This is a genomic window from Chiayiivirga flava (assembly GCF_014202825.1).
GTDB classification, from domain to species: domain Bacteria; phylum Pseudomonadota; class Gammaproteobacteria; order Xanthomonadales; family Xanthomonadaceae; genus Chiayiivirga; species Chiayiivirga flava.
On record NZ_JACHHP010000001.1, the window covers coordinates 1,017,452 to 1,043,631 of the forward strand.

A 26,180-nucleotide genomic window follows, 5' to 3' on the forward strand; every position below is an offset into this window, starting at 1 on the left:
GGAGTGAGCCTTGTCGAACGTGGGGGCGCGGCGGCTGCCGGGCGCGACGAGCAGATGGAGGCGATGCGACCCCAGCGAAAGTGGGGCCGCATCAATCCCGGCTATTTTCGCCCGGATCGGGAGGCGGCGGCGAATCGTCGTTCTCGACCTCGGGCGCGCCCGGCTGCAGCGCGGGCAGGAGCGATTGCGCGGCCACGGCAGGATCGAAGCGCACGCGTTCGGCCACTGCGGCCGGCAGCCAGCCGCGCAGCCACTCCGCCCCGCTCTGGAAGCCCGGCAGCACGCGCGATTCGCGCCACCAGGCATCCTGCGGCATCGGCGTGAACCCGAACAGCAACACCAGCACGCAGCATAACGCCGCACCGCGCAGCAGGCCGAAGCCCAGGCCCAGGAGACGGTCGGTGCCCGAAAGACCGGTCGACTGGACCAGCTTGCCCATCAGCCACGTCGCCAGTCCGCCGACGATCAGCGCACCGATGAACAGCACCGCGTACCCGAGAAACAGGCGCGCCGACGGCGATTGCACCGCCTGTTCGAACAGCGCGGCGACGTCGTCGCCGAACGCGAACGCGAGCCAGAACGCCGCCGCCCACACCGCCAGCGACATCACTTCCACGACAAAGCCGCGCCACAGCCCGACCAGGGCCGACAGGCCGAGGATCGCGAGCAGGACGATGTCGACCCAGGTCAGCACGGAGGCGGCGCAGCGGAACTACGGGTGCGTGACGACGTTGCCTTCGATCTGCAGCCTGGCCTTCACTTCCGCCTTGCGCGCCTCGGCATTGGCGCGCTGCAGCTCCGGCCCGATGCGCACGCGCCACAGCGCGCCGGCATCGGTCTCGACACGTTCGACGTACGAGGCAAAACCGGCCCCGCGCGCGCGATCGCGCAGCGCGTTGGCGTCGGCCTCGGACTTGAGCGCGCCGATCTGCACCGCGAAGCCCGACGCCGGCGCCGGTCGTGCCGGCGCGGCGGCGGCGGAGTTCGCGTCCCCGTCGAGCGCGACCACGCCCGACGGCAGGTCCTTGCGCACCGCCAGCGCCGAAAGTCGCGCGGACTCGGCTTCGCTGCGCTGCGCGTACGGCCCCAGACGAACCCGCAGCGCCGGCTTGCCGCCCGATTGCACGTCGTCGGCGTAGGCCGGCAGACCGGCGGCCTTCATCGAGGCGACGAGCGCGCGGGCATTGTCGAGGTTGGCGTAGCTGCCGAGGTTCACCGCATAGCGCCCGTCCGCGCCGGACGCAGGCGCGGTTGCAGCAGGAGCGGGTGCGGTGGAGGCAGCCGGCGCCGTGGAGGCAGCGGGTGCGGCGGCCGGCGGCGGCGTGGCCGGCGGCGAGCCGGCGGGCGCCGTCTCGGTCGCGGAAGGTGCGGTCTCGGGCGCCGCGTCCTGCACCGGCGTATGCGGCACGTCCACGGTCGCGACGCGGTTCGGATCGTCCGCCGGCGATGGCGCGGCCGGCGGCGTCAGCGGCAACTCGCGGGTTTCGAAATTGCGCTCCGGCGGCGTGGGAATATCGAGCGGAACGGTGGCCGTGCCGCCCTGCGGCTCGGGACCGTCGACCAGCATCGGCAGGAAGATGACGGCCAGGGCGATCAGGACGGCGGCGCCGATGAGGCGTGGTTTCATTGCAGCATCCATGGAGGTTCCGGCAAGACCGCCGCAAGTATAGCCGCGCCGCGCGGCGACACCGGGTTCAGGCAGGCATCGCGTTCAGCGCGTGCAGGGCCTGCGCCACGGTGTGGAACGAGCCGAACACGATGATGCGGTCGCCTGCATGCGCGTGCCTGCGCGCGGCATCCAGCGCCTCGGCCACGGTCGCGTGGCGACTGCTGGGCGTGCGCGAGAGCAGGCCGGAGACCTTTCGCGACAGCGTGTCGACATCCTGCGCACGGCCCCCCGCATCGGGCAGGCCGGCCAGGCGCCACACGTCGACCTGCCCCATCAGCGCGCCGACGAGATTCGGAATGTCCTTGTCCGAGAGCGCGGCGAACACGGCCTGCGTGGCGCCGGCGGCGCGGTGCGTCATCAGCCAGCGTGCGAGCTGCTGCGCGGCCTGCGGGTTGTGCGCCACGTCCAGCACGATGTCGATGGGGCCGCCGATGCGCTGCATGCGGCCGGGCACGGTGGCCGCGGCGACGCCGCTGGCGATGTGATCTTCGGTGAGTGGCAGTGCGGGCACGACGGCACGCAGCGCCGCGATCGCGGCGGCGGCGTTGGCGGTCTGCGCCGGTGCGATGAGGCCGGGTTTCTTGAGTTCGAGCTTGAGCGTGTCGTCCTGCCAGAACCACTTGCCGCCGAGGCGGTCGCCGAAGCGGTACTGCTTGCCGGCACGGATGGCGAAGGCGCCGACGCGGTCGATCTGGCGCAGCAGGTTGTCCGGCGGGTCGAGTTCGCCGACGACGGCGGGTTTGCCCGCACGCACGATGCCGGCCTTCTCCAGCGCGATGGTTTCGCGGTCGGCGCCGAGCAGCTCAGCATGGTCGATGGCCACGGTGGTGATGACGGCGACATCGGCGTCGACGATGTTCACCGCGTCCAGCCGTCCGCCGAGGCCCACTTCCAGCACCGCGAGGTCGAGTCCGGCCTCGGAAAACAGCAGCAGCGCCGCCAGCGTGCCGTACTCGAAATACGTCAACGGCGTGTCACCGCGCGCGGCCTCGATGCGCTCGAAGGCGGCGATCAGCTGTGCATCCGTCGCATCGATGCCATCGATGCGCACCCGCTCGTTGTAACGCAGCAGGTGCGGCGACGTGTATGCACCGACCTTCGCCCCGGACGCCCGCGCGATGGCCTCGATGAACGCCACCGTCGAGCCCTTGCCGTTGGTGCCGGCCACGGTGATCACCCGCGCCGCCGGCTTGCGCAGCCCCAGCGCCTTCGCCACGGCCGCGACACGCTCCAGCCCCATCGCGATCTCGCGCGGGTGCTGGCGCTGCTGGTGTTCGAGCCACTCGGCGAGATTCATGCGCTGCGCTTCCGGAACATGTCAGTGGAGGTGCGGGCGCTAACGCACCCGCGCCCTCCCGCGTGTCAGCGCGCCTGCGGGCCGGACACGCCCAGTTCACGCAGCAGGCGCGGCGAAGGATAGACCTCCTGCATCACCCAGCGCACGTAGCGGCCGTCGACCGCGATCATGCGCGTCATCGATTCGTCGAACACCCAGTTCGAGCTCACCGATTCCCAGTTGCCGTCGAAAGCGAGACCGATCAGCTTGCCGTGCGCGTCGAGCACCGGCGAACCGGAGTTGCCGCCGGTGATGTCGAGGTCGGAGAGGTAGTTCACCGGCACCGAACCGATGCGCGGGTCGTCGAGGCCGCCGTAGCGCTTTTCCTTCACCGCATCGAGCAGCGCCTGCGGCGCGTCGAACGGGTCCTTGCCGGTGGCTTTCACCGCGAGGCCTTCGAGCGTGGTGAACGGGGTGTATTCGACGCCGTCGCGCGGCACGTAACCCTTGACGTTGCCGAAGGTGATGCGCAGCGAGAGATTGGCGTCCGGATACACGAACTCGCCCTGGCTCTTCTTGTAGTCGGACATCGCCTGCAGGTAGACCGGACGCGCCAGCAGCGCTTCGCCGGCGAGTGTCTTGCGTTCCTCCTCGAACTTGAGCAGCGTCGGCATGAGCGCGACCGCGTACTGGATCGCCGGATCGTCGCTGGTTTCGAAGGCCTTGCGGTCGGCGGCGAACCATTTGAGGCGCTCGTCGGTGCTGCCGAGTTTCGTCGTCGACAGACGCTCCAGCGCGCGATCGATCGCGGCGCGGTCGCTGCCGCCCAGCCATTCGTCGAGCGCCGCGACGCGCTGGTTCGCCGGCAGCTTTACGTACTGCGTCAGCGCGTAATCCTGCAGCTGGCGGTCCATCGCGGCCAGATACCGGCGCTCCATCTGCTTCTGCGCGCCTTCGATGGTGGGGTAGTCGCGCTGCTGGTAACCCGGTTCGCGTTCGGCATCCGGCTTCTCGCGTTCGATCGCGGTGCGGTACAGCGTGATCGCCGCGCCGATGACGCCGGTGTTGTTGACGAAGCCCAACACCATGTCGCGCTCGCGCGTGGCGCGGCTGCGATCGCCCAGCTCGATCAGTTTTGCGTGCGCGGCGAGTTCCTGCTGCGCATCGCCGCCCTTGGCGCGCAGCCAGTCGAGCACGGCCGCTTCGTCGCGTTGCTTCTGGCCGGCGGCGTCGATGCGTGCAAAGCCTTCGAGCTGGCCGTCGTAATTCTTGCTGGCGTTTTCCCAGCCGGCGACCTGGCTTGCGTACTTCACCGTGATGTCGGGATTCGACGCGCCGGCCCTCGCCACGAGGTCGATCAGGTTCTTGTAGTGCTTGCCGAGCGTGGGGTAGTACCAGTTCGCGGTGTTTTCGAACTCGCTCGCGAGCGCGTAGCGGTTGGTGCTGCCGGGGTAGCCCGCGACCATCACGAAATCGCCGGCACCGAGCGGCTGGTCGGCGAACTTGAGGAAGTGTTTTGGCTTGAACGGCACGTTGTCCTTCGAATATGCCGCCGGCTTGCCGTCGCGGCCGACATAGGCGCGGTAGATCGAGAAATCGCCGGTGTGGCGCGGCCACATCCAGTTGTCGATCTCGCCGCCGTAGTTGCCGATGCCGCCCGGAGGCGCGTACGCAAGGCGCACGTCGCGGATCTCGAGGTTGCGGAACAGGCGATAGGTGTTGCCGCCGAAAAAGCTGTACAGGCGGCAGCGGTAACCGCCGCCGGCCTCGCACTCGGCTACCTGCGCCTTGTCGAAGGTTTCCAACGCCATGGTGCGTGCGAGGGCGTCGTCGCCGGCCGATTCGATCGCGGCTTTGGCGGCGTCGGTGACATCACGGATGGAATCGAGCACGTAGATGCGCGCATTCGGACCGGCGCTGAGTTCGTCGCTGCGCTGCGCCGGATTGAAGCCGTCGACCATCAGGTTGTTGTCGGGCGTCGAATTGAGCTGGATCGCGCCGTAGGCGCAGTGGTGGTTGGTGATGACCAGGCCATCGGGAGAGACGAAGCTCGCGGTGCAGCCGCCGAGCGCGACCACGGCGCCCATCGGGTCGCCGGTGAGGTCGGCCAGCTGCTCGGGCGAGAGTTTGAGGCCGGCGGCCTTGAGCGGACCGGCGATCTCCGGCAACTGCTGCGGGACCCACATGCCCTCGCCCGCCTGGGCGTGGGCCGCGACGAGCGTCGCTGCGAAAAACACGTGGCGGAACATCGGGCGCATGGCGATCCCTGCGACAACATGAATGGAACCGTCGAGTCTAACGCGCCGTGCCGCGCCTGGCATCCGGCTGAAGGCACGCCGAACGGCGGCATCGCCGATCCCGGCCACCGCGCCCCGCCCGCCGCGGCGGCGACGGTGCACGGCGTATAATTCCGCTTCTTTTCGCTCAGGGTCGGACGCACGCCATGGCGCAGCAGCAGACGATGAAGGCACTGGTCAAACGCGAGGCCGGCCCCGGCATCTGGATGGAACAGGTTCCGATGCCCGAAGTCGGCCCCAACGATGTGCTGATCCGGCTGGAAAAGACCGCGATCTGCGGCACCGACCTGCACATCTACAAGTGGGACGAGTGGAGCCAGCGCACGATCCAGCCGGGCCTCGTCATCGGGCACGAATTCGTCGGTCGCATCGTCGAGATGGGCCCGGGCGTCACCGGCTACAAAATCGGCGACCGCGTCTCGGCCGAAGGCCACATCGTCTGCGGCCACTGCCGCAACTGCCGCGCCGGGCGTCAGCACCTGTGCCCGAACACCGTCGGCATCGGCGTGAACCGCCACGGCGCCTTCGCCGAATACATCTCGATGCCGGCGAGCAACCTGTGGCCGATCCCGGACCAGATCCCGAGCGAACTGGCCGCGTTCTTCGACCCGTACGGCAACGCCGCGCACTGCGCATTGGAGTTCGACGTGATCGGCGAGGACGTGCTGATCACCGGCGCCGGCCCGATCGGCATCATCGCCGCGGGCATCTGCAAGCACATCGGCGCGCGCAATGTCGTCGTCACCGACGTCAACGACTACCGCCTCAAACTCGCCGCCGACATGGGCGCCACACGCGTGGTGAACGTGGCCAAGCAGTCGCTCAAGGACGTGGTGAAGGACCTGCACATCGAAGGCTTCGACGTGGGCCTCGAGATGAGCGGCAACCCGCGCGCCTTCGGCGACATGCTCGACTGCATGTACCACGGCGGTCGCATCGCGATGCTCGGCATCATGCCCAAGGGCGCCGGCATCGACTGGGACAAGGTGATCTTCAAGGGCCTGGTGCTGCACGGCATCTATGGCCGGCGCATGTACGAGACCTGGTACAAGATGACGCAGATGGTGCTCACCGGATTCCCGCTGCAGAAGGTACTCACGCACCAGATCCACATCGACGATTTCCAGAAGGGATTCGAGCTGATGGATGCGGGGATCTGCGGGAAGGTCGTCTGCAGCTGGAACTGATGTTGCTGCGGTTCTTCATTCCGAACGTGCGGAACGTTAGATCGCTACGTGCCATCCGTTCTCCGTCACCGTCATTCCCGCGAACGCGGGAATCCAGTGACCTTGCTTTGCTTTTGTGCCCGTTGCAACGTCAAGACCAAGAAGGGTCACTGGATTCCCGCGTTCGCGGGAATGACGAGCATGGGGTTCTGTCGCCTGGGCGGCGCGGCGCGGCATCGTGCGGCAGGGCGCAGCCGTGCCGCGTCCCGCCCGCGGCACTGCTGATGACTGCAACGCTTCTCGCCCAGTTGTGCGTGACAGCTACGCAGGCAGCACCCGACACCGCGGCATCCGCCGCCCCCACAGCCACCTTCGAACCCGAACCCGAACTCGACGCCGCCGAACTCGTGCAACCGTCGCTGCTGAGCGGCCCCGGCTACACCGTCGCACCGAAGGCGCAGGTGCTCGGCTACCAGGCGCGCTTTGTCGTTCGCACGGGCTACGGCGAGATCCCCGCCGAAAGCGTCGAGATGCTCGCGGTGCGCGTCGCGGAGATGCCGGCGGTCGAGGCCATCCACGATGCCTCGGTGTCGCGTGTGCTGGCGCAGTCCGCCGTCGACACCGCGAAGGACGGCGGCAGCGCGCTGTGGCAGGTCGTGCGGCATCCGGTCGCGACGGCAAAAGGCCTGCCGCAGGGCGTGGCGCGCTATTTCGGTCGCAAGTGGCGTCAGCTCGCCGAACGCGCGAGCAAGCTCGGCGACAAGGCCTGGCAGCGCATCGGCCAGGAAGGCAACCCCTACCGCAACGCCGACGGCCCGATGACCGCGACGCGGGTGGGCGATGCACCGCGGAAATCGTGGTACGACAAGCCGCGCAAGGAGCTCGGCAGCCTTGCGAGGGGTGAACTGAGCTTCGGCCGCGCCCGTCGCGCGTGGGCACGGACGCTCGGCATCGATCCGGGCACGAGCAATCCGCTGATCGCGCCGCGACTCGATGCGCTGGCGTGGAGTGCGGTCGGCGGCGGGCAGATCGGTGGGCTCGCGCTGGGACAGCTCGGCGGCACGGTCACGGGGGCGCTGGGCGATGCGGGCCGCGTGAACGACGCGGTGTGGCAGCTCGATCCGGTCGACCTGCGCGCGCGCAACCGTGGCCGCATCTCGATGTGGTGTACGGACGAGACCCTGCTGCGGCGCTTCCTGCGCCACGGCCCGTTCGGTGGCGCGCGGCAGACCGCGCTGGTCGAACAGATGCGCGATCTGCAGCCGGCCAGCGGCTGCAATGCGCTGCTCGAAACCGCGCTGATGGCGGGCACGGAGCAGGAGGCGCGCTTCGTCGTCAACGCGATCGCACTGCTCAACCAGCACCTCGGCGATGCCGCCCACGGTGGAGACCTCGTTCCGATCGGCGCCACGCTCGCCTTCCGCGCGCCGGACGGCGAATTGCTGCTGCCGCTGCCGGTCGATCATCTCGCGTGGACGAAGGAGATACAGGACTTCTTCGACGCCGACGGCGTGCGCGGCGCCAAACGTACCGCCCTCGTCACCGGGGCGATCAGCCTGCGTGCACAACACGAACTGACCGAACGCGGCTTCAGTCTCGTGCCGCATCTGCCGTATCCGGGCGCGCCGGGCTACGCGCCCTCGCCTGCGGATCCGGCACGCGTGGCGCAAGCGACGCCCTGACGCACGACCGACGCGTCGACTCGATCCGGCGAAAACCTCCGACCCGTCGTCCCGGCAAAAGCCGGTACCCAGTGGCGTTGTTCGATTGATCGGCCTTGCCAAAGAACCAACAAACGTCACTGGGTCCCGGCGTTCGCCGGGACGACGTTGAGGAAATGCCGGAGTTCCCCGCATGCCAATGTCGCTTGCCGGGATGGCGGCTGGAACGTGGTCGACGATCAGAGAGGCTTCGCGATCCCGGCTGCCGCTAAAATGCGCGTCTTCCCGCCGCCCGGAACCGTCATGTCCACCACGACCCTCGCCCGCTACGCCGACGAACTCGACGCCATCCGCGCCCAGGGCCTGTTCAAGTCCGAACGCATCATCACCAGCCCGCAGTCGGCCGAAATCACACTCGCCGACGGCCGCACCGTGCTGAATTTCTGCGCCAACAACTACCTCGGCCTTGCCGACCACCCCCGCGTCATCCAGGCCGCGAAGGACGCGCTCGATTCGCACGGCTTCGGCATGGCCTCGGTGCGTTTCATCTGCGGCACGCAGGACCTGCACAAACAACTCGAAGCGAAAATCGCGGACTTCTTCGGCACCGAAGACACCATCCTCTACGCCGCCTGCTTCGACGCCAACGGCGGCCTGTTCGAACCCTTGCTCGGCGAGCAGGACGCGGTGATCTCCGACGCGCTCAACCACGCCTCGATCATCGACGGCGTGCGCCTGTGCAAGGCCAGGCGCTACCGCTACGCCAACTGCGACATGGCCGATCTGGAAACCCAGCTCAAGCAGGCCCGCGCCGACGGCGCACGCACCATCCTCATCACCACCGACGGTGCGTTCTCGATGGATGGCTTCATCGCGCCGCTCGACCGGATCACGCGCCTCGCCAAACAGTACGACGCGCTGGTGCACATCGACGAATGCCACGCCACCGGCTTCCTCGGCGCCACCGGCCGCGGCTCGGCCGAAGCGCGCGGCGTGCTGGCGGACATCGACATCTTCACCGGCACGCTGGGCAAGGCGCTGGGCGGCGCGCTCGGCGGCTTCACCACGGCGAAGCGCGAAGTGATCGAACTGCTGCGCCAGCGTTCGCGCCCCTACCTGTTCTCCAACTCGCTGCCGCCGCACGTGGTGGCCGCTGGCATCGAAGTGTTCGACATGCTCGCCGGCGCCGATGACCTGCGCGCGCAACTGGTCGAGAACACGAAATACTTCCGTGAGCAGATGACCGCGGCCGGTTTCGACATCAAACCCGGCGAGCATCCGATCAGCCCCGTGATGCTCTACGACGCCGAACTCGCACAGAAGTTCGCCGCCGCGCTGCTCGACGAAGGCATCTACGCGATCGGCTTCTTCTTCCCGGTGGTGCCGAAAGGCCAGGCCCGCATCCGCACGCAGATGTCCGCGGCGCACACGCGCGAACACCTGGACCGCGCGATCGCGGCCTTCGTCAAGGTCGGCCGCGCGCTGGGCGTGCTGAAGGGCTGACCGACAACGGCGCGAGCGCGGTCGCTTCGTCGGCCGTCAGCTCGCGCCACGCGCCTTTCGCAAGCTCGCCGAGCACCAGCGGACCGATCGCGACGCGGATCAGCCGCAACACGCCGATGTCTACCGCCGCCAGCAGCCGGCGGATCTGGCGGTTGCGGCCCTCGTCCAGCACCACGGCAAGCCACGCATTCTTCTCGCCGGCGCGCAGCAAGGTGACGGATTTCGCGCGCAGCGGCGCACCGCCGTCCGGATCGGGCACGCCGGTTTCGAGCCGGCGCAGCAGCGTGGCATCCGGAATGCGGTCGATCTGCACGTGATAGGTCTTGTCCGGCCCGGTGTCCGGCGACGCGATCGCCGCTGCCCACGCAGGATCGTTGCTGAACAGCAGCAACCCTTCGCTCGCGCGGTCGAGTCGCCCGACCGGCGCGAGCCAGCCGAACTGAGTACCGTCCAGGCAGCGATAGACCGTGTCGCGGCCCTGCTCGTCACGCGCGGTGGTGACCAGGCCACGCGGCTTGTTCAGCGCAAGGTAGACGCGGGACGCCGCAGCGACGGCGACGCCGTCGATGCGGATGCTGGCGTGGGCGGCATCGGTGGGATGCTCCGGGTCGCATACCATGCGCCCGTCCACCCGGACTCGGCCGGCGACGATCCACAACGCGGCCTCGCGCCGCGAGCACAGCCCGCGCTTGGACAGCACGCGGGCGAGGCCGTGGCGGACGGGTCGGGGCGGGAGGGCCGGCATCGGCACAGCATGCCGAAGCGGTCCGCGAAAGGCCACGTGTGTCGAGTTCGTCTGAATCCATTCCTCTCCCGCCGTGCGTAATGACAGCCATGACCACGCACCATGCCCCCCGCACCGACTCCGCCGCGCGCCGTGCGGCGCTGGCCCTGTTGCGCTGGTTCGATACCGCGGACGCGGCGCACGTGCCCGCGGACGGCGCACCCGACCGGGTAGACTGGCTGCGCGTGCTGCCCTTCGTCGCGATGCATGTGGCATGCCTGGGCGTGTTCGTGGTCGGGGTATCCTGGGTTGCGCTCGCGGTGGCGTTCGGCCTGTACGTGATCCGCATGTTCGCGATCACCGGCTTCTATCACCGCTATTTCTCGCACAAGGCGTTCAAGACCTCGCGTGCGATGCAGCTGCTGTTCGCGCTGCTCGGCGCGATGAGCGTGCAGCGCGGGCCGCTGTGGTGGGCCGCGCACCACCGCCACCACCATCGCCACGCCGACACCGAGCAGGACATGCATTCGCCGGTCACGCGCGGTTTCTTCTGGAGCCACATGGGCTGGTTCCTCACCGCACGCGGCTACCGCACGGATCTTGAGCGCGTGCGCGATCTGGCCCGCTATCCCGAGCTGCGCTGGCTCGACCGGTTCGATATTTTCGTGCCGATCGCGCTTGCCGCCGGGCTGTTCCTGCTCGGGGGCTGGCTCGAACGCGAGCATCCGCAGCTCGGCACCAGCGGGCCGCAGCTGCTGGTGTGGGGCTTCTTCGTCTCCACCGTCGTGCTGTTCCACGCCACGGTGACGATCAATTCGCTGGCGCACCGCTGGGGATCGCGCCGGTATCCGACCGCGGACAACAGCCGCAACAACTGGATGCTGGCGCTGATCACGCTCGGCGAAGGCTGGCACAACAACCACCATCATTTTCCCGGGTCGGCGAGGCAGGGTTTCCGCTGGTGGGAGGTCGATGCGACCTACTACCTGCTGCGCGCGATGGCGTGGCTGGGACTGGTGTGGGACCTCAGGCCGGTGCCGGCCAACCTGCGTCGGCCCGGCTGAGGCACGCGGATGCGCATCGCCGTGGTCGGATCGGGCATCGCGGGACTGGGCGCCGCGTGGCTGCTCTCGCGCCAGCATGAGGTGGTGCTGTTCGAGTCGCAGTCGCGACTCGGCGGCCACACCCATACCCATCGCGTGGAGCGCGAGAGCGGAACCTATGCCGTCGATTCGGGCTTCATCGTGTTCAACCCGCAGAACTATCCGCTGCTGACGCGTCTGTTCGCGCAACTGGGCGTGCGGTCGCAACCGACGACGATGAGCTTTTCGGTGCACAACGCGCGCAGCGGGCTGGAGTACAACGCCGGCACGCTCGGCGGGCTGTTCTGCCAGAAGCGCAACCTCGTGTCGCCCGCGTTCTGGCGGATGCTTCGCGACCTCACGCGCTTCTATCGCGAGGCGCCGACGCTGCTGGAGGCCGACGACGACGGCCCGACGCTCGGCGACTATCTGGAAGCCGGCCACTACTCGCCGATGTTCGTGCACGATCACCTGGTGCCGATGGCATCGGCGCTGTGGTCGTCGCCGTCCGCGGCAATCCTGCAGTTCCCGGCGCGTTATCTGGTGCAGTTCATGGCCAACCACCACATGCTGCAGACCGGGGGTCGGCCGCAGTGGCGCGTGGTGTGCGGCGGATCGAGCAGCTACGTGCGCGCGCTCGCGGCGACTTGGAGGGTGCAGGTGCGCCTGGACGACGCCGTGCACGCGGTGCGGCGCGTCGACCGCGGCGTGGCGCTGCGGTCCGGCGGCGGCATCGAAACCTTCGACCACGTCGTGCTCGCGTGCCACAGCGACCAGGCACTCGCGCTGCTCGACGACGCGAGCGACGCCGAACGCGACGTGCTCGGCGCGATGACCTACCAGTCCAACGCCACCGTGCTGCACACCGACGCCCGCCTGCTGCCGCGCAACCGCCGCGCATGGGCGGCCTGGAACGCACACGTGCCGGCGCGCGCGGAGGACCGGTGCACGGTGAGCTACTGCATGAACCTGCTGCAATCCATCGATGCGCCGGACGCGTTCGTGGTGACGCTCAACCGCAGCGCCGACATCGATCCGGACCGCGTCATCGCACGCATGGACTACACGCACCCGGTCTACACGCAGCGCAGCGTCCGCGCGCAACGCCGGCGCGACGAGATCGACGGGGTCAACGGGGTGTCGTACTGCGGTGCCTACTGGGGCTGGGGCTTCCACGAGGACGGCCTGCGCAGCGCGGTGCACAGCGCCGCCAGACTTGGCGTCACGTGGCAATGACCGCGCAGCGCGCCGCCGACACGACGCAGCCGCCAGCGCGCGGCACGCCGCGCAGCGCAATCTACGCCGGCCGCGTCCGGCACCGGCGCCACGCGCCGCGCGCGCACGCGTTCGAGTACCAGCTGTTCATGCTCTGCATCGATCTGGCCGAACTCGACACGCTCTTCCGCGGCCGCTGGTTCTGGTCGGTCGGTCGGCGCAACCTGGCCCAGTTCCGGCGCAGCGACTATCTCGGCGACCCCGACGTGCCGCTCGACACCGCCGTGCGCGCGCGCGTCGCGCAGGCCACCGGCCGCAGCCCCGACGGCCCCATCCACCTGCTGACCCACCTGCGCTACTTCGGCCACTGCTTCAATCCGGTGAGCTTCTACTACTGCTACGCCGCCGACGGCGTCACGCTCGACAGCATCGTGGCCGAAATCACCAACACCCCGTGGAAGGAACGCCACAGTTACGTGCTGCCGCTGCGCGACGCGGTGCCGCACGCGAGCGCCTTCGAGTGGGGGTTCGCCAAGCGTTTCCATGTCTCGCCGTTCATGGCGATGCAGCGCGACTATCGCTGGCGCCTGCAGCCGCCGGGCCGCGACCTGCGCGTGCACATGGAGGTGCTGGCGGCCGGCGTGCCCGAGTTCGACGCCACGCTCGTGCTCGAACGCCGGCCGCTGACCGGCGCCCAGCTCGCGCGCTGCCTGCTGCGGTATCCGCTGATGACCCTGCAGGTGGTCGCCGCGATCCACTGGCAGGCGCTGCGACTGTGGCTCAAGCGCGTGCCGGTGCACAACCATCCCACCCTTGCGGACACACCCCGTCCATGAACGACCTTGCACGCTCCCGCTCGCCGCTCGACCGCGACCGGTTCCCGCTGGACGCCACCGCGCCGTCGCAACCGGGCGCCATCGATCGCTGGCTGCGCGCGCGCCTGATCGCGCAGCTGGGCGCGCTGCGCGACTGCGACGTGACCCTGATCGATGCCCTCGGCGACGTGCGGCTCGGGACGCCGGCCGCGCACCCGCACGACACGCTGCACGCCACCCTGCGCATCCGCGATCCCGGCTTCTACCGCGCGGTGGCACGCAACGGCAGCGTCGGCGCGGGCGAGGCCTACATGGACGGACTGTGGGACTGCGACGACCTGGTGGCGCTGGTGCGTATCCTCGTGCGCAACCGCGATCTGCTCGACGCGATGGAAAGCGGATTCGCGCGCCTGGGCGGCGTCGCGATGCGCGCCCTGCACGCGCTCGGACGCAACACGCGCCGCGGCAGCCGCCGCAACATCTCCGCGCACTACGACCTGGGCAACGCGCTGTTCGAGCTGTTCCTCGACGACAACATGATGTATTCGTCCGCGATCTTCGCGCGCAGCGACGACACGCTGGAATCGGCCTCGCGCCGCAAGCTCGACCGCATCTGCGACAAGCTCGCGCTCGGGCCGGACGACCACGTGATCGAGATCGGGAGCGGCTGGGGCGGCTTTGCGCTGCACGCCGCACAGCGTGGCTGCCGCGTCACCACCACGACCATTTCGGAGGAGCAGTTCCTGCGCGCGCGCGAACGCGTCGCCGCCGCCGGACTGGCCGAGCGCGTCACGGTGCTGTTGCAGGACTACCGCGATCTGCAGGGCCAGTACGACAAGCTCGTCTCGATCGAGATGATCGAGGCCATCGGCCACCAATACCTCGACACGTATTTCCGCACCTGCCAGCACCTGCTCAAACCCGACGGCATGGCGCTGATCCAGGCCATCACCATCGAAGACCACCGCTACGTGCAGGCGCGCGATTCGGTCGACTTCATCAAGCGCCACATCTTCCCCGGCAGCTTCATCCCGTCGGTGAGCGCGATGCAGGGCGCGCTGGCGAAGACCGACCTGCGCCTGTTTCACCTGGAGGACATCGGCCCGAGCTATGCCCTCACGCTGCAGCACTGGCGCACGCGTTTCCTCGCACAGCGCGATGCGGTGCTGGCGCTCGGCTATCCCGAGCGGTTCGTGCGGATGTGGGAGTTCTACCTGTGCTACTGCGAGGGCGGCTTCCGCGAACGCTCCATCGGCAACGTGCAGATGCTGCTCACGCGCCCGCGCTGCCGCCGGCCCTCGTACCTTCCGGATCTCGCCGGATGAGGCACTGGCTGCCCAATGCGCTCTCGTACCAGCTGGTCTGGATCGCGGCCGTGGGCGGCGCCGCGCGCGGCTGGTGGTGGGCGGGGCCGGTCGCGTTCGTGCTGTTCGCGGCCTGGCAGCTTCCGTTGAGCCGGCATCGACGTGCTGACGTGCTGCTGTGCGTGGGGGCGATGGCGGTGGGCTTCGTCGTCGATTCGATCTGGGCCGGCACCGGGCTGATGCGGTTCGCGTCGCCGGTTCCGTCGACGCAGTTCGCGCCGCTGTGGATCGTCGCGCTCTGGGCCGGGTTCGCGCTCACGCTCAATCATTCGCTCGCCGCGCTCAAGCCGCGACTGCTGCTGGGCACCCTCCTCGGCGCCTGCGGCGGGCCGCTCGCCTACGCCATCGCGGAGCGTGCGTGGGACGCGGTCGACCTGGGCGCGCGCCCCGGACCGGCCCTGCTCGCGCTGGCCGTCGCCTGGAGCCTGGTCACCCCGCTGCTGCTGGTCGCCGCGCGACGGCTGGCACCTCTTCCCGGGACACCTCGATGACCATCCTGCATGCCGCCACGATCCTGTTCGCCGTCGCCGTCGCGGTGATGACCATCGCCTGGTGGCGCCAGACGAAGACGCGCAACGCCGGCTTCGTCGACGTGGTGTGGGCCTCGCTCGTCGGCGGCGCCGCGGTGTTCTATGCCGTGGTCGGGCACGGCGCAACCGCGCCGCGCATCGCGCTCGCGGCACTGGCCGGCCTGTGGGCCCTGCGCCTGGCCTCGCACCTGTATCGGCGCGTATCGCACGAGCCCGAGGACGGCCGCTACGCGTATCTGCGCGAGCATTGGAACGACGATCAGCGCAAGTTCTTCGGCATGTTCATGGCGCAGGCGCTGCTGGTGATGTTTTTCTCGGTGCCGTTCGCGGTGGTGGCGTCGAATCCTCAGACGCATGCGTTCAACATCGGGCTGGCCGTCGCGATCTGGCTCGTGAGCCTGGGCGGCGAGAGCATCGCCGACCGCCAGCTCGCGGCCTGGCGTACGGACCCCGCCAACCGAGGCAGAACCTGTCGCTCCGGCCTGTGGCGCTATTCGCGCCATCCGAACTACTTTTTCGAGTGGACGCACTGGTTCGCGTACGTGGCGCTCGCGATCGGCGCGCCGAACTGGTGGCTGTCGCTGTTCGGTCCTGCCGCGATGCTGTTCTCGCTCGTCTGGCTCACCGGCATTCCGTTCGTCGAGGCCCAGTCGCTGCGTTCGCGCGGGGACGACTACCGCCGCTACCAACGCGAGACGTCGGTGTTCATCCCGTGGTTCCCCAAGAAGGGCGCGCCCGATCCCATCCACCCGCTGACCTGAGCGAACCCCGGACCCATGTCACTGATCGACCTGAGCGAACGCGGCCTGATCCCCGACTCCCTGCTGCGCCTGGGCATCCGCAGGCTCTGCGCGCAGCGCCTGCGCGAGGAGCACGCGGCCGACGCGGTGGCGGCCTGGGAGCGCTTCCGCACGCTGCTCGACACCTTGCGGCGCAGTCCGCTCGCGATCGAGACGGCGGCGGCGAACCGCCAGCACTACGAGGTGCCGGCGCGCTTCTTCGAGCTATGCCTGGGCAGGCGCTTGAAGTACTCGAGCGCGTACTACCCGCGCGGCGACGAGACGCTGGACCAGGCCGAGGACGCGATGCTGGCACTGTACGAAACGCGCGCCGGGCTCGCCGACGGCCAGCGCATCCTCGAGCTCGGCTGCGGCTGGGGCTCGCTCACGCTGTGGATGGCCGAGCGCTTTCCCAATGCGCGCATCACCGGGGTATCGAATTCACACAGCCAGCGCCAGCACATCCTGCAGCAGGCACAGGCGCGCGGGCTGGGCAACGTCGAGATCGTCACCTGCGACGTCAATGCGCTGCAGCTCGACGGCACGTTCGACCGCTGCGTGTCGATCGAGATGTTCGAACACATGCGCAACTACCGCGGCCTGCTGCGCAACATCGCCGGCTGGCTGGCCGACGACGGGCGCCTTTTCGTGCACATCTTCTGCCATCGCGAGCTGATGTATCCGTTCGAAACGCAGGGCGAGGACAACTGGATGGGCCGGCACTTCTTCACCGGCGGATTGATGCCGTCGGCCGATACGCTGCTGCATTTCCAGGACGATCTGGTCCTGCAGGAGCAGTGGCGCCTGGCGGGCACGCATTACGAAAAGACATCCAACCACTGGCTCGCGAACCAGGACCGCAATGCGGACGAGGTGCGCACCGTGCTGGCGCAGGCCTACGGCGAGGCCGACGCGGCGCGCTGGGCGCAGCGCTGGCGGATGTTCTGGATGGCGTGTGCGGAGCTGTTCGGCTATCGCGACGGCAACGAGTGGCTCGTCGGACACTACCTGTTCGCGAAGCGCCGACGCTCCACGAACTGACGGCGCGTTACTCGGCGACGACGCCCGTCGCACCCGCAGCTGCGGCAGCGGGCACCGCGGCCGCGGCGGGGACCACCGTCGGCGCCGGGGTCGGCGCCTTACCCGTCGCCACGCGCACGCCACGGCTCTTCATCCACGCGTCGAATTCGGCGGCGGTGAATTTCTTGCCCTTGTCCATGTTGAAGCGGTACGGGGTGTTGTCGAACTGCGTCTTCGGCTTGTAGCCGGCGAATTCGTCCTTCACGCACGATTCCAGACGCAGGCGCATCAGCACCAGATCGAGCGCAAGCGATTCGTCGCGGCTGTCGGCGAGCAAGGTGTGCGGCACGGCGAGCCCGACCGGACGACCGGCAAGCCCGGAATACAGCGGCGGCACCGGCGAGTTGCGCACAGGCAGCGGTGCGCTTGCGCCCGCACTGCACGTGACCGCGCTGGCCGCGCCGGGCGCCACGAGCGCCGCCAGAAGAAGTCCCCCAACCATCGATGCGCGCATTGCCGTTCCCGAGCGTGATTCCGGCGACAGTGTAGGCCTTGACGTTGGCGGCAACAACCCGATTTCGATCAATTGCTTCCACGCGGTTGTTGACGTGCAACTTGCACGTGCGCGACCGCGGCGCCGCGCCGACGCGGCGAGGGCGTCGCGGCACCGCCGGGCCGACACCCGGCCGACCTTGCCGGCCGCGTGGATGCCTCCGGCACTGCACCGGGGCGGCGCGATCTGCCGGCACGGCATGAACCGGGGGGCCACAAAGAGAAAGCCCGGCGCGAGGCCGGGCTTTCGGTGCAGCGTGTCGCCGATGCAACGTCGTGGATCAGTTCTCGACGTTGAGCTCGGTGCGACGGTTGGTTTCGCTCTTGCACGCCGGGAACGCGTCGCCAAGGGCTTCGAGCGGACGGCTTTCGCCGTAGCCGTTCGGGCCTGCGAGACGGCTGGCGTCCACGCCCTGGCCGGTCAGGTAGTCGTACACCACGCGGGCGCGACGATCCGACAGGTCCTGGTTGTAGCCATCGGCGCCGCATTCGTCGGTGTGGCCAGCCACTTCGACGCGCAGATCCGGGTACTGGCGCAGCACGGCGACCGCTTCGTCGAGCGTGGCGATCGAGTCCGGACGCAGCGTGTCCTTGTCGAAGTCGAAGTTCACGCCGCGCAGGTCGATCGTCACCGGGACCGGGCAACCGTCCGGACCGATGGTCTGGCCGGAGGTGCTGTTCGGGCAGCGGTCGTCGCAGTTGTTGACGCCGTCGCCGTCGTCGTCCATGTCGGCGCAGGTGGTCTGCGGCACCGGTTCCGGCTCCGGCGTCGGCTCGACCGCGGGGGTCGGCTCCGGCCCGAGCTTCACCAGCACGCCGACGGAGGCGACGAAGTCGCTGAAGCCGTCTTCGTCGATGATCGACGACTGATCGTCGAGGTCGTAACGCACACCGAGCTGGCCGCGCATCGCGGTGCGGCCGTAGTCGGCCTGCAGGCCCACGCCGCCGTGCACTTCGAGGTTAGTGTCTTCACGCTGCAGCGGCGCGCCGAAGTTCGGGTTGATGGTTTCCTCTTCCGCACGCAGGGCGCCCGCGCCGAAGTACAGGAACGGATGCCAGCTGCGGTCTTCGCGGGTGAAGTGGTAACGGCCCGTGAGACCTGCGCCGTACATGCTCCAGTTCAGGTGCTCGTTGCTGTTCTTGTTCGGGTTCGTGGAGTGCAGGTTCACTTCCCACGACCAGTTCGGCGAGAACATCTTGCCGAAGCCGATGCTGTAGAGAGCGTCGTCGTGCACGTCGCGATCGCCGTCGAACATGATCACGCCGAGGTCGCCGGACACGTACCAGCGGTCGTCGAATTCCTGCGCCATCGCCACCTGCGCAAAGCCCAGCACGCCCAGCACGGCGCCACAAAGGAGTTTCTTCTTCATCATCGTCTGCTCCTGAAAATGTTCTTGTCGTACATCAGAAAAAATGGAACGCCTCACCCTGTCGCATCCGCCGAACCGCGCGGCGGTCAACCCGCAAGGCGGGCCTGCGGTTGAGCGGTGGTGAATTTAACACGTTCATAACACCAAGTGACAAACGGTATTCAGCTTTCGGACAGTGTTTCGCCCCCGTCCCCGTCATCGGGCGAAGTGCCCGCAACAGTGCGGTTTGCAAGGCTTTTCCCCGGTGCAGTCGATGCCGCCGACGGCGTGCGGATGGTAACCAAACTTCACGACGGTTGCGCGAAGGCGCGGTGTGTCGCCGGAATATTCCCGCCTCGCCGCGTGCGGTGCCTTGGGCCCGCTGCTTGTTAACTCGCCACGCTCCGGGCACAGTCCCCTCGCCTCTCCCGCTCCCGCCCGCATGCACGCCAGCTACCCGCATCTGTTCTCCCCGCTCGATCTTGGCCATGTGGTCCTTCCCAACCGGGTGCTGATGGGGTCGATGCACACCGGCCTCGAGGACCGCGCCGGGGATTTCCCGAAACTTGCGGCCTATTTCGCCGAGCGGGCGCGCGGCGGCGTGGGGCTGATCGTCACCGGCGGCATTGCGCCGAACATCGTCGGCTGGCTCAAGCCGTTCGGCGGCAAGCTGTCGTGGCCGTGGGAGGCGGGCAAGCACCGTCTGGTCACGCGGGCGGTGCACGCCGAGGGCGGACGGATCTGTCTGCAGATCCTGCACGCGGGGCGGTATGCCTACCATCCGCTGAGCGTGGCGCCGTCGCGGCTGCGCGCGCCGATCAATCCGTTCACGCCGCGGGAGCTGTCCGCGCGCGGGGTCGAGCGGCAGATCGACGCGTTCGTGACCTGCGCGAAGCTGGCGCGCGATGCCGGCTACGACGGCATCGAGATCATGGGCTCGGAGGGTTACCTCATCAACCAGTTTCTCGCTGCGCGCACCAACCGGCGCGACGACGACTGGGGCGGCACGTTCGAAAAGCGGCTGCGGTTCGCGACCGAAATCGTCCGGCGCACGCGCGCGGCCGTGGGACGGGACTTCATCATCATCTTCCGCCTCTCGATGCTCGATCTGGTGGAAGGCGGCGCGAGCTGGGACGAGGTGGTCGCCAGCGCCAGGGCGCTGGAGGCGGCCGGCGCGTCGATGCTCAATACCGGCATCGGCTGGCACGAGGCACGGATCCCGACCATCGTGACCTCGGTGCCGCGCGCCGCGTTCGCGTGGGTCACGCGCAAGATGAAGGGCGAAGTGGCCATCCCGCTCATCACCACCAACCGCATCAACATGCCGGAGGTGGCCGAGCGGCTGCTGGCCGACGGCGACGCCGACATGGTGTCGATGGCGCGTCCGCTGCTGGCGGACGCGGACTGGGTGCGCAAGGCGCGCGAATCGCGCAGCGACGAGATCAACACCTGCATCGCCTGCAACCAGGCCTGCCTGGACCACGTGTTCCAGAACCGCAAGGCCTCGTGCCTGGTCAATCCGCGCGCCTGTCGCGAGACCGAACTCGTTTACGCCCCGGCGACCGTGCGTAGGCGCGTGGCCGTGGTCGGGGCCGGGCCGGCGGGCCTGGCGTGCGCCACCGTGGCGGCCGGCCGCGGGCACGCGGTGACCCTGTTCGACGCCGCCCGCGAGATCGGCGGCCAGTTCAACCTTGCCAAGCGCATCCCGGGCAAGGAGGAGTTCCACGAGACCCTCCGCTATTTCGGTCGCCAGCTCGAACTGACCGGCGTCGACCTGCGCCTGGGCACGCGGGTGGACGCGCAGGCCTTGCGCGACGGCGGCTTCGACGAAGTGGTGCTGGCCACCGGCGTGCTGCCGCGCACGCCTGCCATCGACGGCATCGACCACGCAAAGGTGGTGTCCTACCTCGATGTGTTGCGCGGCACGGTCGAGATCGGTGCGCGGGTGGCGATCGTCGGGGCCGGCGGGATCGGCTTCGACGTGGCCGAGTTCCTCGCGCAGCCCGAGGCCTCGGCCACGCTCGACCTGCCGCGCTGGCTGCGCGAGTGGGGCATCGACCCGACGCTCGACGCCCGCGCCGGGATCGAAGGCGTGCGCGCCGCGCCGGAGCCGGCCCGCCGCCAGATCCTGCTACTGCAGCGCACCGCGGAGGCGCCGGGCAAGCGCCTGGGCAAGACCAGCGGCTGGGTGCACCGCGCCACGCTGAAGATGGCCGGGGTGCAGATGATCGGCGGCGTCGACTACCGCCGCATCGACGACGACGGCCTGCACGTGGCGATCGACGGCAAGGAGCGCGTGCTGGCGGTCGATCACGTGGTGATCTGCGCCGGCCAGGAACCGCTGCGGGATCTGGTCGAACCGCTGGCGCGCGCGGGCATCACGCCGCATCTGATCGGCGGCGCGGATGTCGCCGCGGAGCTCGACGCCAAGCGGGCCATCGCGCAGGGCAGCGAACTTGCGGCGCGCTTCTGACGGGCCGCACGCCGGCGGCCCGCACTAAATCCTTGAACCGATTCAGGTTCCGCGCCGTGCAAAAGGCCGGATGACGGCTCGAAGTCAAGCAATCGGCACGGCGCGTGTTCACCGGGGGTTAGGGATACCGCCCGTACTTTGCGCGTCCAATGCACCCAGACGGCCCTTCCCGACCTTGTCGGTTCGGGGCCGTCGCAAGCCGCGGGCCGGGCGATCGAACCGATTGTCCGGCCCGCTGTGCGGCTGGCGCCGCGATGCCCATACGGCTAGCGCCAGGCGTACCCGACAACGCCATGTTGGCGTGATTCCCCATTCTGCGTGGTGTCGACCCTTCCGGGGACGGCGCGGCGGAGCGGGAGCGGGAGGAGGTCCTCTCTCGCGCTCAGGAGTCGCCGCGACGCAACGGAGAAGGAGTTCGCGATGAAACTGGCCTGGATCCTCTGGCTGGCCAATTTGCTGCCGCAGCCGGCAGCCGACCAGCTTTGCCTGGTCACCACCGTCTATCTCGAAGCACGCAATCAATCCGATCTGGGCCAGCGTGCCGTGGCCGAAGTCGCCCTCCGCCGCCTCGACAGCGGCCGCTGGGGCGACACCATGTGCGAAGTGGTCACCGCGCCCAAGCAGTTCGCGCCCACGCTGATCTCGCCCAACTTCAGCCTCAGCAACGTGCAGGCCTGGACCCGCGCCGCGCGCATCGCACTGGAGCTGCAGAGCGAATGGAAGCAGCCGAACTGGGAGCGCAACCTCGTGGTGCCGGGCGCGGACCATTTCGTGGTGCACGAGATCGCGAGCCCGGACTGGGCGCAGGGCACGCCGGTGGCGACGATCGGCGACCACACTTTCTATAAGGTTCGCGCCCGCTACTGAGTCGGGAATCGGGAATCGGGGGAATCCGGAGTCGGGGCAGGCTACGCTTGGGGCCCGTGCCCGCCGCCTCCGCCGCCCATGCGCTTTGCCGTCAGCGTCGTCACCCCGTTCAACTACCCGCACAGCGCCGCCTTCGACGAGGTGGCGCAGACGCTGCAGCACGGCCTGCAGGCCTTGGGCCACGACGCGGTGGTCTCCAGCCGCCTCGACAACCGCCGCCGCAGGCACATCGTCTTGGGCGCCAACCTGCTGCAGAAGTATCCGGCGCCGGTGCCGGACGATGCGGTGTTCTACAACCTCGAGCAGATCAGTCCGGAGTCGGTCTGGTTCAGGGCCGGGCTGCTCGACGTGCTGCGCACACGGCCGTGCTGGGATTATTCCCACGGCAACGCGGCGGCGCTGGCCGCAGCCGGCGCACACGTCGCGGCGGTCCTGCCGCTCGGCTACGCGCCGGCGTTGACCCGCATCGCACCGGCGGACGAGGACATCGACGTGCTGTTCTACGGCTCGCTCAACGAGCGCCGCGCGGTGGTGCTGCGCGAACTAACGCGCCGCGGCCTGCGGGTCAAGCACCTGTTCGGCGCCTACGGCGCGGAACGCGACGCGTGGATCGCACGCGCGCGCATCGTGCTCAACATGCATTACTTCGACGCCAAGGTATTCGAGGCGGTGCGCGTGACCTACCTGCTCGCCAACCGCCGCTTCGTGGTGAGCGAGCGCGGCAGCGACGCGGCCGAAGAAGCGGCCTACGAACATGCGCTGGCGTTTTCCGCCTACGAGACCCTGGCCGACACCTGCGAGCGCTGCCTGGCCGACCCGGCGCTGCGCCGGCGCACGGCCGACGCCGGCTTCGAGTTCATGCGGCAACGTCCGATCCAGACCCTGCTCGCGCCCGCACTCGCCACGCTCGACGGGGCCTGAGCGGCGGGACGGTCCGCCCGGCCCCGTCCGCCCGCGCGGCCCCGCTCGGCTAAGCTAGGCGCATCGCACCGTCCGGATCCGCCATGGGTCGCACCGTTCTCGCCGTCGTTCTGGGCATCGTCGCCGCCGGGCTGGTGGTGGCCGGCATCGAGGCGATCGGGCATGCGCTGAACCCGCCGCCGCCGGGCATCGATCCGTCCGACCCGGCGGCGATGCAGTCGCTGATCGCGAACCTGCCGCAGTCCGCGCTCGTCACCGTCGTGCTGGCGTGGGCGCTCGGCAGCATCGCGGGCGGCTTCGTCGCAGCGAAGATCTCGCGTCGGCACACGCTCGGCGCGCCGCTCGCCGTCGGCATCGCGATGGTGCTGCTGATCGGGGTGAATTTCGTCGCGATCCCGCATCCGGCCTGGATGATGGTGTGCGGCGTGCTGCTGCCGGTGCCGCTCGCGGCCTGGGTGGGACGCAGGATCGCGGCGATCTGACGCCGCCGTCAGGTGGCCTCGCCGCCGCGGCTGATCGCCACCACGCCGGTCCGGCTCAGCTCCACCAGCCCGAGCGGCACCATCAGGTCGACGAACGCATCGATCTTCACCGGCGTGCCGGTCAGCTCGAAGGTGAAGCTTGCGTGGGTGATGTCGATCACGCGCGCGCGGAACACATCGCCCAGACGCAGCGCTTCGGCTCGCAGATCGCCGGTGCCCGCCACCTTCACCAGTGCCATCTCGCGCTCGACGCCGGCCTTGTCGCGCGAGAAGTCCACCACGCGATGCACCGGAACCAGCCGCCCGAGCTGCGCCTTGATCTGCTCGATCACCTCCGGCGTGCCGGACGTGACGATGGTGATGCGCGAGGTGTGCTTCTGGTGGTCGGTCTCGCCGACGGTCAGCGATTCGATGTTGTAGCCGCGCCCGGCGAACAACCCGACCACGCGTGCGAGCGCGCCCGCCTCGTTGTCGACCAGCACCGACAGCGTGGCGCGCATCGGGCGCGGCCTGTCGTCGACGAGGAAATAGGCGGAGGCGGGTTGGGTGGTCATCGGCAATCTCGGGCGGTGCGGTGTTGGAGAATGAAAACAACGTCGCTGGGCCCCGGCATTCGCCGGGGCGACGAAGCGTCAGACCATCATGCGGCCGGCTTCGGTCACCGCCGGGGCGTCGGCCAGATCCGGCAGGATCATTTCGTCGTGCGCGGCGCCGGACGGGATCATCGGCAGGCAGTTCTCCAGCTTGTCGACGACGCAGTCGAAGATGACCGGCCCCGGGTGGTCGAGCATCGCGAGGATCGCGGCGTCGAGTTCGGCCGGTGTGGACGCCCGGATGCCGCGCGCGCCGTAGGCCTCGGCAAGTCTGACGAAATCGGGCAGCGCCTCGGAGTACGAGTGTGCGTAGCGACCGCCGTGCAGCAGCTGCTGCCACTGCCGCACCATGCCCATGTATTCGTTGTTGAGGATGAAGATCTTGATCGGCAGGCGGTACTGCACCGCCGTGGACAATTCCTGCATCGTCATCTGCACGCTGGCCTCGCCGGCGATGTCGATGACCAGCGCATCCGGATGCGCCACCTGCACGCCGACCGCGGCCGGGATGCCGTAGCCCATCGTGCCGAGGCCGCCGGACGTCATCCAGCGGTTCGGTTCCTCGAAGCGGTAGTGCTGCGCCGCCCACATCTGGTGCTGGCCGACCTCGGTGGTGATGTAGGTGTCGCGTCCGCGGGTGAGCTCGAACAGGCGCTCGACCGCGTACTGCGGCTTGATGCTCGTCTCGGACTTCGCGTACGCCAGCGACTTGCGCGCCCGCCAGGCATCGATCTGCGACCACCATGCGAATCCGCTGCCGTCGTCGTCCCTGCGCGGCCGCGCGCGCCAGCCTTCGAGCAGCGCTTCGATCACGTTCGCGCAGTCGCCGACGATCGGCACCTCCACGCGCACGTTCTTGTTGATCGACGAGGGATCGATGTCGACGTGGATCTTGCGCGAATGCGGCGAGAAGGCATCGAGCCGGCCGGTGACGCGGTCGTCGAAACGTGCGCCGAGGTTGATCATCACGTCGCAGCGGTTCATCGCGAGATTGGCTTCGTACGTGCCGTGCATGCCGAGCATGCCGAGCCATTGCCGGTCGCTCGCCGGATACGCGCCCAGGCCCATCAGCGTGGACGTGATCGGAAAACCGGTCTCGCGCACCAGTTCGCGCAGCAGCGCGGACGCGCGCGCGCCGGCGTTGATGACACCGCCGCCGGTGTAGAACACCGGGCGTTTGGCGTTCGCCATCAGCTCCAGCGCCTGCGCGATGCGGCGCGGATCGCCCACGGTCTGCGGCCGGTAGGTGCGGTGCACGATGTTGCTCGGCCCCACGTACTCGCCCTTGCGGAACTGCACGTCCTTCGGGATATCGACCACCACCGGGCCGGGGCGGCCGGTGGTCGCGATGTAGAACGCATCGTGCAGTACGCGCGCGAGCTCGTTGACGTCCTTCACGAGGAAATTGTGCTTGGTACAGGCACGCGTGATGCCCACCGTGTCGCACTCCTGGAACGCGTCGGAGCCGATGAGATGCGTCGGCACCTGGCCGGTGATGCACACCAGCGGAATCGAATCCATCATCGCGTCGGCAAGCCCGGTGACCGCGTTCGTCGCGCCCGGGCCGGAGGTGACGAGCAGCACGCCGCACGTGCCGGTGGAACGCGCGTAGCCCTCCGCCGCATGCGAGGCGCCCTGCTCGTGGCGCACGAGGATGTGCTCGATCGCGTCCTGCTGGAACAGCGCGTCGTAGATCGGCAGGATCGCGCCGCCGGGGTAGCCGAAGATGTGCCGCACGCCCTGGTCACGCAGGGCCTGCACGACGATCTGGGCGCCGGTGAGCTGGGAATCGGACATCGGAGGGCTCGTGGTTCGCGGTCTGATGAGGTGAGCATGCCGGAT

Annotated in this window: 23 protein-coding genes; 14 read left to right on the forward strand and 9 right to left on the reverse strand. The window is 68.9% G+C overall.

Features of this window, described 5'->3' with window-relative positions; all coding sequences use genetic code 11:
- Positions 1–91: 91 nt before the first annotated feature.
- From HNQ52_RS04270 to HNQ52_RS04285, 4 genes are all read right to left on the reverse strand, one after another.
- Positions 92–694 (reverse strand): CvpA family protein, encoded by a 603-nt coding sequence (locus HNQ52_RS04270; protein WP_183959846.1) that lies wholly within the window; start codon positions 692–694, stop codon positions 92–94.
- Between the two features lie 18 nt (positions 695–712).
- Positions 713–1,627: an SPOR domain-containing protein gene (locus HNQ52_RS04275; protein WP_246387489.1), complete on the reverse strand. Its 915-nt coding sequence runs from the start codon at positions 1,625–1,627 to the stop codon at positions 713–715.
- 67 nt (positions 1,628–1,694) lie between these two features.
- Complete coding sequence (folC, locus tag HNQ52_RS04280) at positions 1,695–2,966, reverse strand: bifunctional tetrahydrofolate synthase/dihydrofolate synthase (protein ID WP_183959848.1); 1,272 nt, start codon at positions 2,964–2,966, stop codon at positions 1,695–1,697.
- A gap of 65 nt (positions 2,967–3,031) precedes the next feature.
- Complete coding sequence (locus tag HNQ52_RS04285; protein ID WP_183959849.1) at positions 3,032–5,203, reverse strand: S46 family peptidase; 2,172 nt, start codon at positions 5,201–5,203, stop codon at positions 3,032–3,034.
- Between the two features lie 203 nt (positions 5,204–5,406).
- Here HNQ52_RS04285 and tdh point away from each other — a divergent pair, with 203 nt between their 5' ends.
- From tdh to kbl, 3 genes are all read left to right on the forward strand, one after another.
- Positions 5,407–6,429, forward strand: a complete 1,023-nt coding sequence (tdh, locus tag HNQ52_RS04290) for an L-threonine 3-dehydrogenase (protein WP_183959961.1) — start codon at positions 5,407–5,409, stop codon at positions 6,427–6,429.
- Positions 6,430–6,692: 263 nt separating this feature from the next.
- Complete coding sequence (locus HNQ52_RS04295; RefSeq protein ID WP_183959850.1) at positions 6,693–8,090, forward strand: hypothetical protein; 1,398 nt, start codon at positions 6,693–6,695, stop codon at positions 8,088–8,090.
- Positions 8,091–8,372: 282 nt separating this feature from the next.
- Positions 8,373–9,572, forward strand: coding sequence for a glycine C-acetyltransferase (kbl, locus tag HNQ52_RS04300; protein WP_183959851.1), 1,200 nt, complete (start codon positions 8,373–8,375; stop codon positions 9,570–9,572).
- Here the strand turns inward: kbl and HNQ52_RS04305 are convergent.
- Positions 9,535–10,317 (reverse strand): pseudouridine synthase, encoded by a 783-nt coding sequence (locus tag HNQ52_RS04305; protein WP_183959852.1) that lies wholly within the window; start codon positions 10,315–10,317, stop codon positions 9,535–9,537. The two genes, kbl and HNQ52_RS04305, sit on opposite strands and share 38 nt — an antisense overlap.
- An 89-nt stretch (positions 10,318–10,406) precedes the next feature.
- Here HNQ52_RS04305 and HNQ52_RS04310 point away from each other — a divergent pair, with 89 nt between their 5' ends.
- The 7 genes from HNQ52_RS04310 to HNQ52_RS04340 are packed head-to-tail and all read left to right on the forward strand — an operon-like array spanning position 10,407 to position 17,122.
- On the forward strand, positions 10,407–11,360 hold the full coding sequence (locus HNQ52_RS04310) for an acyl-CoA desaturase (protein ID WP_183959853.1): 954 nt from the start codon (positions 10,407–10,409) through the stop codon (positions 11,358–11,360).
- A gap of 9 nt (positions 11,361–11,369) precedes the next feature.
- Positions 11,370–12,614 (forward strand): NAD(P)/FAD-dependent oxidoreductase, encoded by a 1,245-nt coding sequence (locus HNQ52_RS04315; protein ID WP_183959854.1) that lies wholly within the window; start codon positions 11,370–11,372, stop codon positions 12,612–12,614.
- The gene (locus HNQ52_RS04320) at positions 12,611–13,429 is read left to right on the forward strand and encodes a DUF1365 domain-containing protein (protein ID WP_183959855.1); all 819 of its coding nucleotides are present in this window, start codon (positions 12,611–12,613) and stop codon (positions 13,427–13,429) included. Before HNQ52_RS04315 ends, HNQ52_RS04320 begins: the two co-directional genes overlap by 4 nt.
- On the forward strand, positions 13,426–14,733 hold the full coding sequence (locus HNQ52_RS04325) for an SAM-dependent methyltransferase (protein WP_183959856.1): 1,308 nt from the start codon (positions 13,426–13,428) through the stop codon (positions 14,731–14,733). Before HNQ52_RS04320 ends, HNQ52_RS04325 begins: the two co-directional genes overlap by 4 nt.
- Positions 14,730–15,263, forward strand: coding sequence for a DUF2878 domain-containing protein (locus HNQ52_RS04330; RefSeq protein ID WP_183959857.1), 534 nt, complete (start codon positions 14,730–14,732; stop codon positions 15,261–15,263). The genes HNQ52_RS04325 and HNQ52_RS04330 overlap by 4 nt, the downstream gene beginning before the upstream one ends.
- Positions 15,260–16,063 carry a DUF1295 domain-containing protein gene (locus tag HNQ52_RS04335; RefSeq protein WP_183959858.1) on the forward strand — a complete coding sequence of 268 codons (804 nt, stop codon included), beginning with the start codon at positions 15,260–15,262 and terminating at the stop codon, positions 16,061–16,063. Before HNQ52_RS04330 ends, HNQ52_RS04335 begins: the two co-directional genes overlap by 4 nt.
- Positions 16,064–16,078: 15 nt before the next feature.
- Positions 16,079–17,122 (forward strand): SAM-dependent methyltransferase, encoded by a 1,044-nt coding sequence (locus tag HNQ52_RS04340; protein WP_183959859.1) that lies wholly within the window; start codon positions 16,079–16,081, stop codon positions 17,120–17,122.
- 7 nt (positions 17,123–17,129) lie between these two features.
- Here the strand turns inward: HNQ52_RS04340 and HNQ52_RS04345 are convergent, their stop codons facing one another.
- A complete protein-coding gene (locus HNQ52_RS04345) occupies positions 17,130–17,603 on the reverse strand; it encodes a hypothetical protein (protein WP_183959860.1) in 474 nt (157 codons plus the stop codon).
- A gap of 331 nt (positions 17,604–17,934) precedes the next feature.
- Positions 17,935–19,023: an OmpA family protein gene (locus tag HNQ52_RS04350; RefSeq protein WP_183959861.1), complete on the reverse strand. Its 1,089-nt coding sequence runs from the start codon at positions 19,021–19,023 to the stop codon at positions 17,935–17,937.
- A gap of 421 nt (positions 19,024–19,444) precedes the next feature.
- Between HNQ52_RS04350 and HNQ52_RS04355 the strand changes: the two genes are divergently transcribed.
- The 4 genes from HNQ52_RS04355 to HNQ52_RS04370 all read left to right on the forward strand — a co-directional run bounded on the left by HNQ52_RS04355 (position 19,445) and on the right by HNQ52_RS04370 (position 23,745).
- Complete coding sequence (locus tag HNQ52_RS04355) at positions 19,445–21,475, forward strand: NADPH-dependent 2,4-dienoyl-CoA reductase (RefSeq protein ID WP_183959862.1); 2,031 nt, start codon at positions 19,445–19,447, stop codon at positions 21,473–21,475.
- 420 nt (positions 21,476–21,895) lie between these two features.
- Positions 21,896–22,342: a cell wall hydrolase gene (locus tag HNQ52_RS04360; RefSeq protein ID WP_183959863.1), complete on the forward strand. Its 447-nt coding sequence runs from the start codon at positions 21,896–21,898 to the stop codon at positions 22,340–22,342.
- Between the two features lie 78 nt (positions 22,343–22,420).
- A complete protein-coding gene (locus tag HNQ52_RS04365; protein ID WP_183959864.1) occupies positions 22,421–23,263 on the forward strand; it encodes a glycosyltransferase family protein in 843 nt (280 codons plus the stop codon).
- Between the two features lie 83 nt (positions 23,264–23,346).
- Positions 23,347–23,745: a hypothetical protein gene (locus tag HNQ52_RS04370; protein ID WP_183959865.1), complete on the forward strand. Its 399-nt coding sequence runs from the start codon at positions 23,347–23,349 to the stop codon at positions 23,743–23,745.
- An 8-nt stretch (positions 23,746–23,753) separates the two neighbouring features.
- Here HNQ52_RS04370 and ilvN read toward each other — a convergent pair whose 3' ends face one another.
- Complete coding sequence (gene ilvN / locus HNQ52_RS04375) at positions 23,754–24,299, reverse strand: acetolactate synthase small subunit (protein WP_183959866.1); 546 nt, start codon at positions 24,297–24,299, stop codon at positions 23,754–23,756.
- Between the two features lie 78 nt (positions 24,300–24,377).
- Positions 24,378–26,135 carry an acetolactate synthase 3 large subunit gene (locus tag HNQ52_RS04380; RefSeq protein WP_183959867.1) on the reverse strand — a complete coding sequence of 586 codons (1,758 nt, stop codon included), beginning with the start codon at positions 26,133–26,135 and terminating at the stop codon, positions 24,378–24,380.
- Positions 26,136–26,180 lie beyond the last annotated feature (45 nt).

Bases quoted from the DNA above. Each gene is read 5' to 3' on its own strand.
- HNQ52_RS04355 (WP_183959862.1), top strand. From the start codon at position 19,445: ATGCACGCCAGCTACCCGCATCTGTTCTCCCCGCTCGATCTTGGCCAT.
- HNQ52_RS04275 (WP_246387489.1), bottom strand. From the start codon at position 1,627: ATGAAACCACGCCTCATCGGCGCCGCCGTCCTGATCGCCCTGGCCGTC.
- HNQ52_RS04340 (WP_183959859.1), top strand. From the start codon at position 16,079: ATGTCACTGATCGACCTGAGCGAACGCGGCCTGATCCCCGACTCCCTG.
- tdh (WP_183959961.1), top strand. From the start codon at position 5,407: ATGAAGGCACTGGTCAAACGCGAGGCCGGCCCCGGCATCTGGATGGAA.
- HNQ52_RS04295 (WP_183959850.1), top strand. From the start codon at position 6,693: ATGACTGCAACGCTTCTCGCCCAGTTGTGCGTGACAGCTACGCAGGCA.
- HNQ52_RS04285 (WP_183959849.1), bottom strand. From the start codon at position 5,203: ATGCGCCCGATGTTCCGCCACGTGTTTTTCGCAGCGACGCTCGTCGCG.
- HNQ52_RS04330 (WP_183959857.1), top strand. From the start codon at position 14,730: ATGAGGCACTGGCTGCCCAATGCGCTCTCGTACCAGCTGGTCTGGATC.
- HNQ52_RS04315 (WP_183959854.1), top strand. From the start codon at position 11,370: ATGCGCATCGCCGTGGTCGGATCGGGCATCGCGGGACTGGGCGCCGCG.
- HNQ52_RS04360 (WP_183959863.1), top strand. From the start codon at position 21,896: ATGAAACTGGCCTGGATCCTCTGGCTGGCCAATTTGCTGCCGCAGCCG.
- HNQ52_RS04345 (WP_183959860.1), bottom strand. From the start codon at position 17,603: ATGGTTGGGGGACTTCTTCTGGCGGCGCTCGTGGCGCCCGGCGCGGCC.
- HNQ52_RS04350 (WP_183959861.1), bottom strand. From the start codon at position 19,023: ATGAAGAAGAAACTCCTTTGTGGCGCCGTGCTGGGCGTGCTGGGCTTT.
- ilvN (WP_183959866.1), bottom strand. From the start codon at position 24,299: ATGACCACCCAACCCGCCTCCGCCTATTTCCTCGTCGACGACAGGCCG.
- folC (WP_183959848.1), bottom strand. From the start codon at position 2,966: ATGAATCTCGCCGAGTGGCTCGAACACCAGCAGCGCCAGCACCCGCGC.
- HNQ52_RS04370 (WP_183959865.1), top strand. From the start codon at position 23,347: ATGGGTCGCACCGTTCTCGCCGTCGTTCTGGGCATCGTCGCCGCCGGG.
- kbl (WP_183959851.1), top strand. From the start codon at position 8,373: ATGTCCACCACGACCCTCGCCCGCTACGCCGACGAACTCGACGCCATC.
- HNQ52_RS04325 (WP_183959856.1), top strand. From the start codon at position 13,426: ATGAACGACCTTGCACGCTCCCGCTCGCCGCTCGACCGCGACCGGTTC.
- HNQ52_RS04365 (WP_183959864.1), top strand. From the start codon at position 22,421: ATGCGCTTTGCCGTCAGCGTCGTCACCCCGTTCAACTACCCGCACAGC.
- HNQ52_RS04380 (WP_183959867.1), bottom strand. From the start codon at position 26,135: ATGTCCGATTCCCAGCTCACCGGCGCCCAGATCGTCGTGCAGGCCCTG.
- HNQ52_RS04310 (WP_183959853.1), top strand. From the start codon at position 10,407: ATGACCACGCACCATGCCCCCCGCACCGACTCCGCCGCGCGCCGTGCG.
- HNQ52_RS04320 (WP_183959855.1), top strand. From the start codon at position 12,611: ATGACCGCGCAGCGCGCCGCCGACACGACGCAGCCGCCAGCGCGCGGC.
- HNQ52_RS04335 (WP_183959858.1), top strand. From the start codon at position 15,260: ATGACCATCCTGCATGCCGCCACGATCCTGTTCGCCGTCGCCGTCGCG.
- HNQ52_RS04305 (WP_183959852.1), bottom strand. From the start codon at position 10,317: ATGCCGGCCCTCCCGCCCCGACCCGTCCGCCACGGCCTCGCCCGCGTG.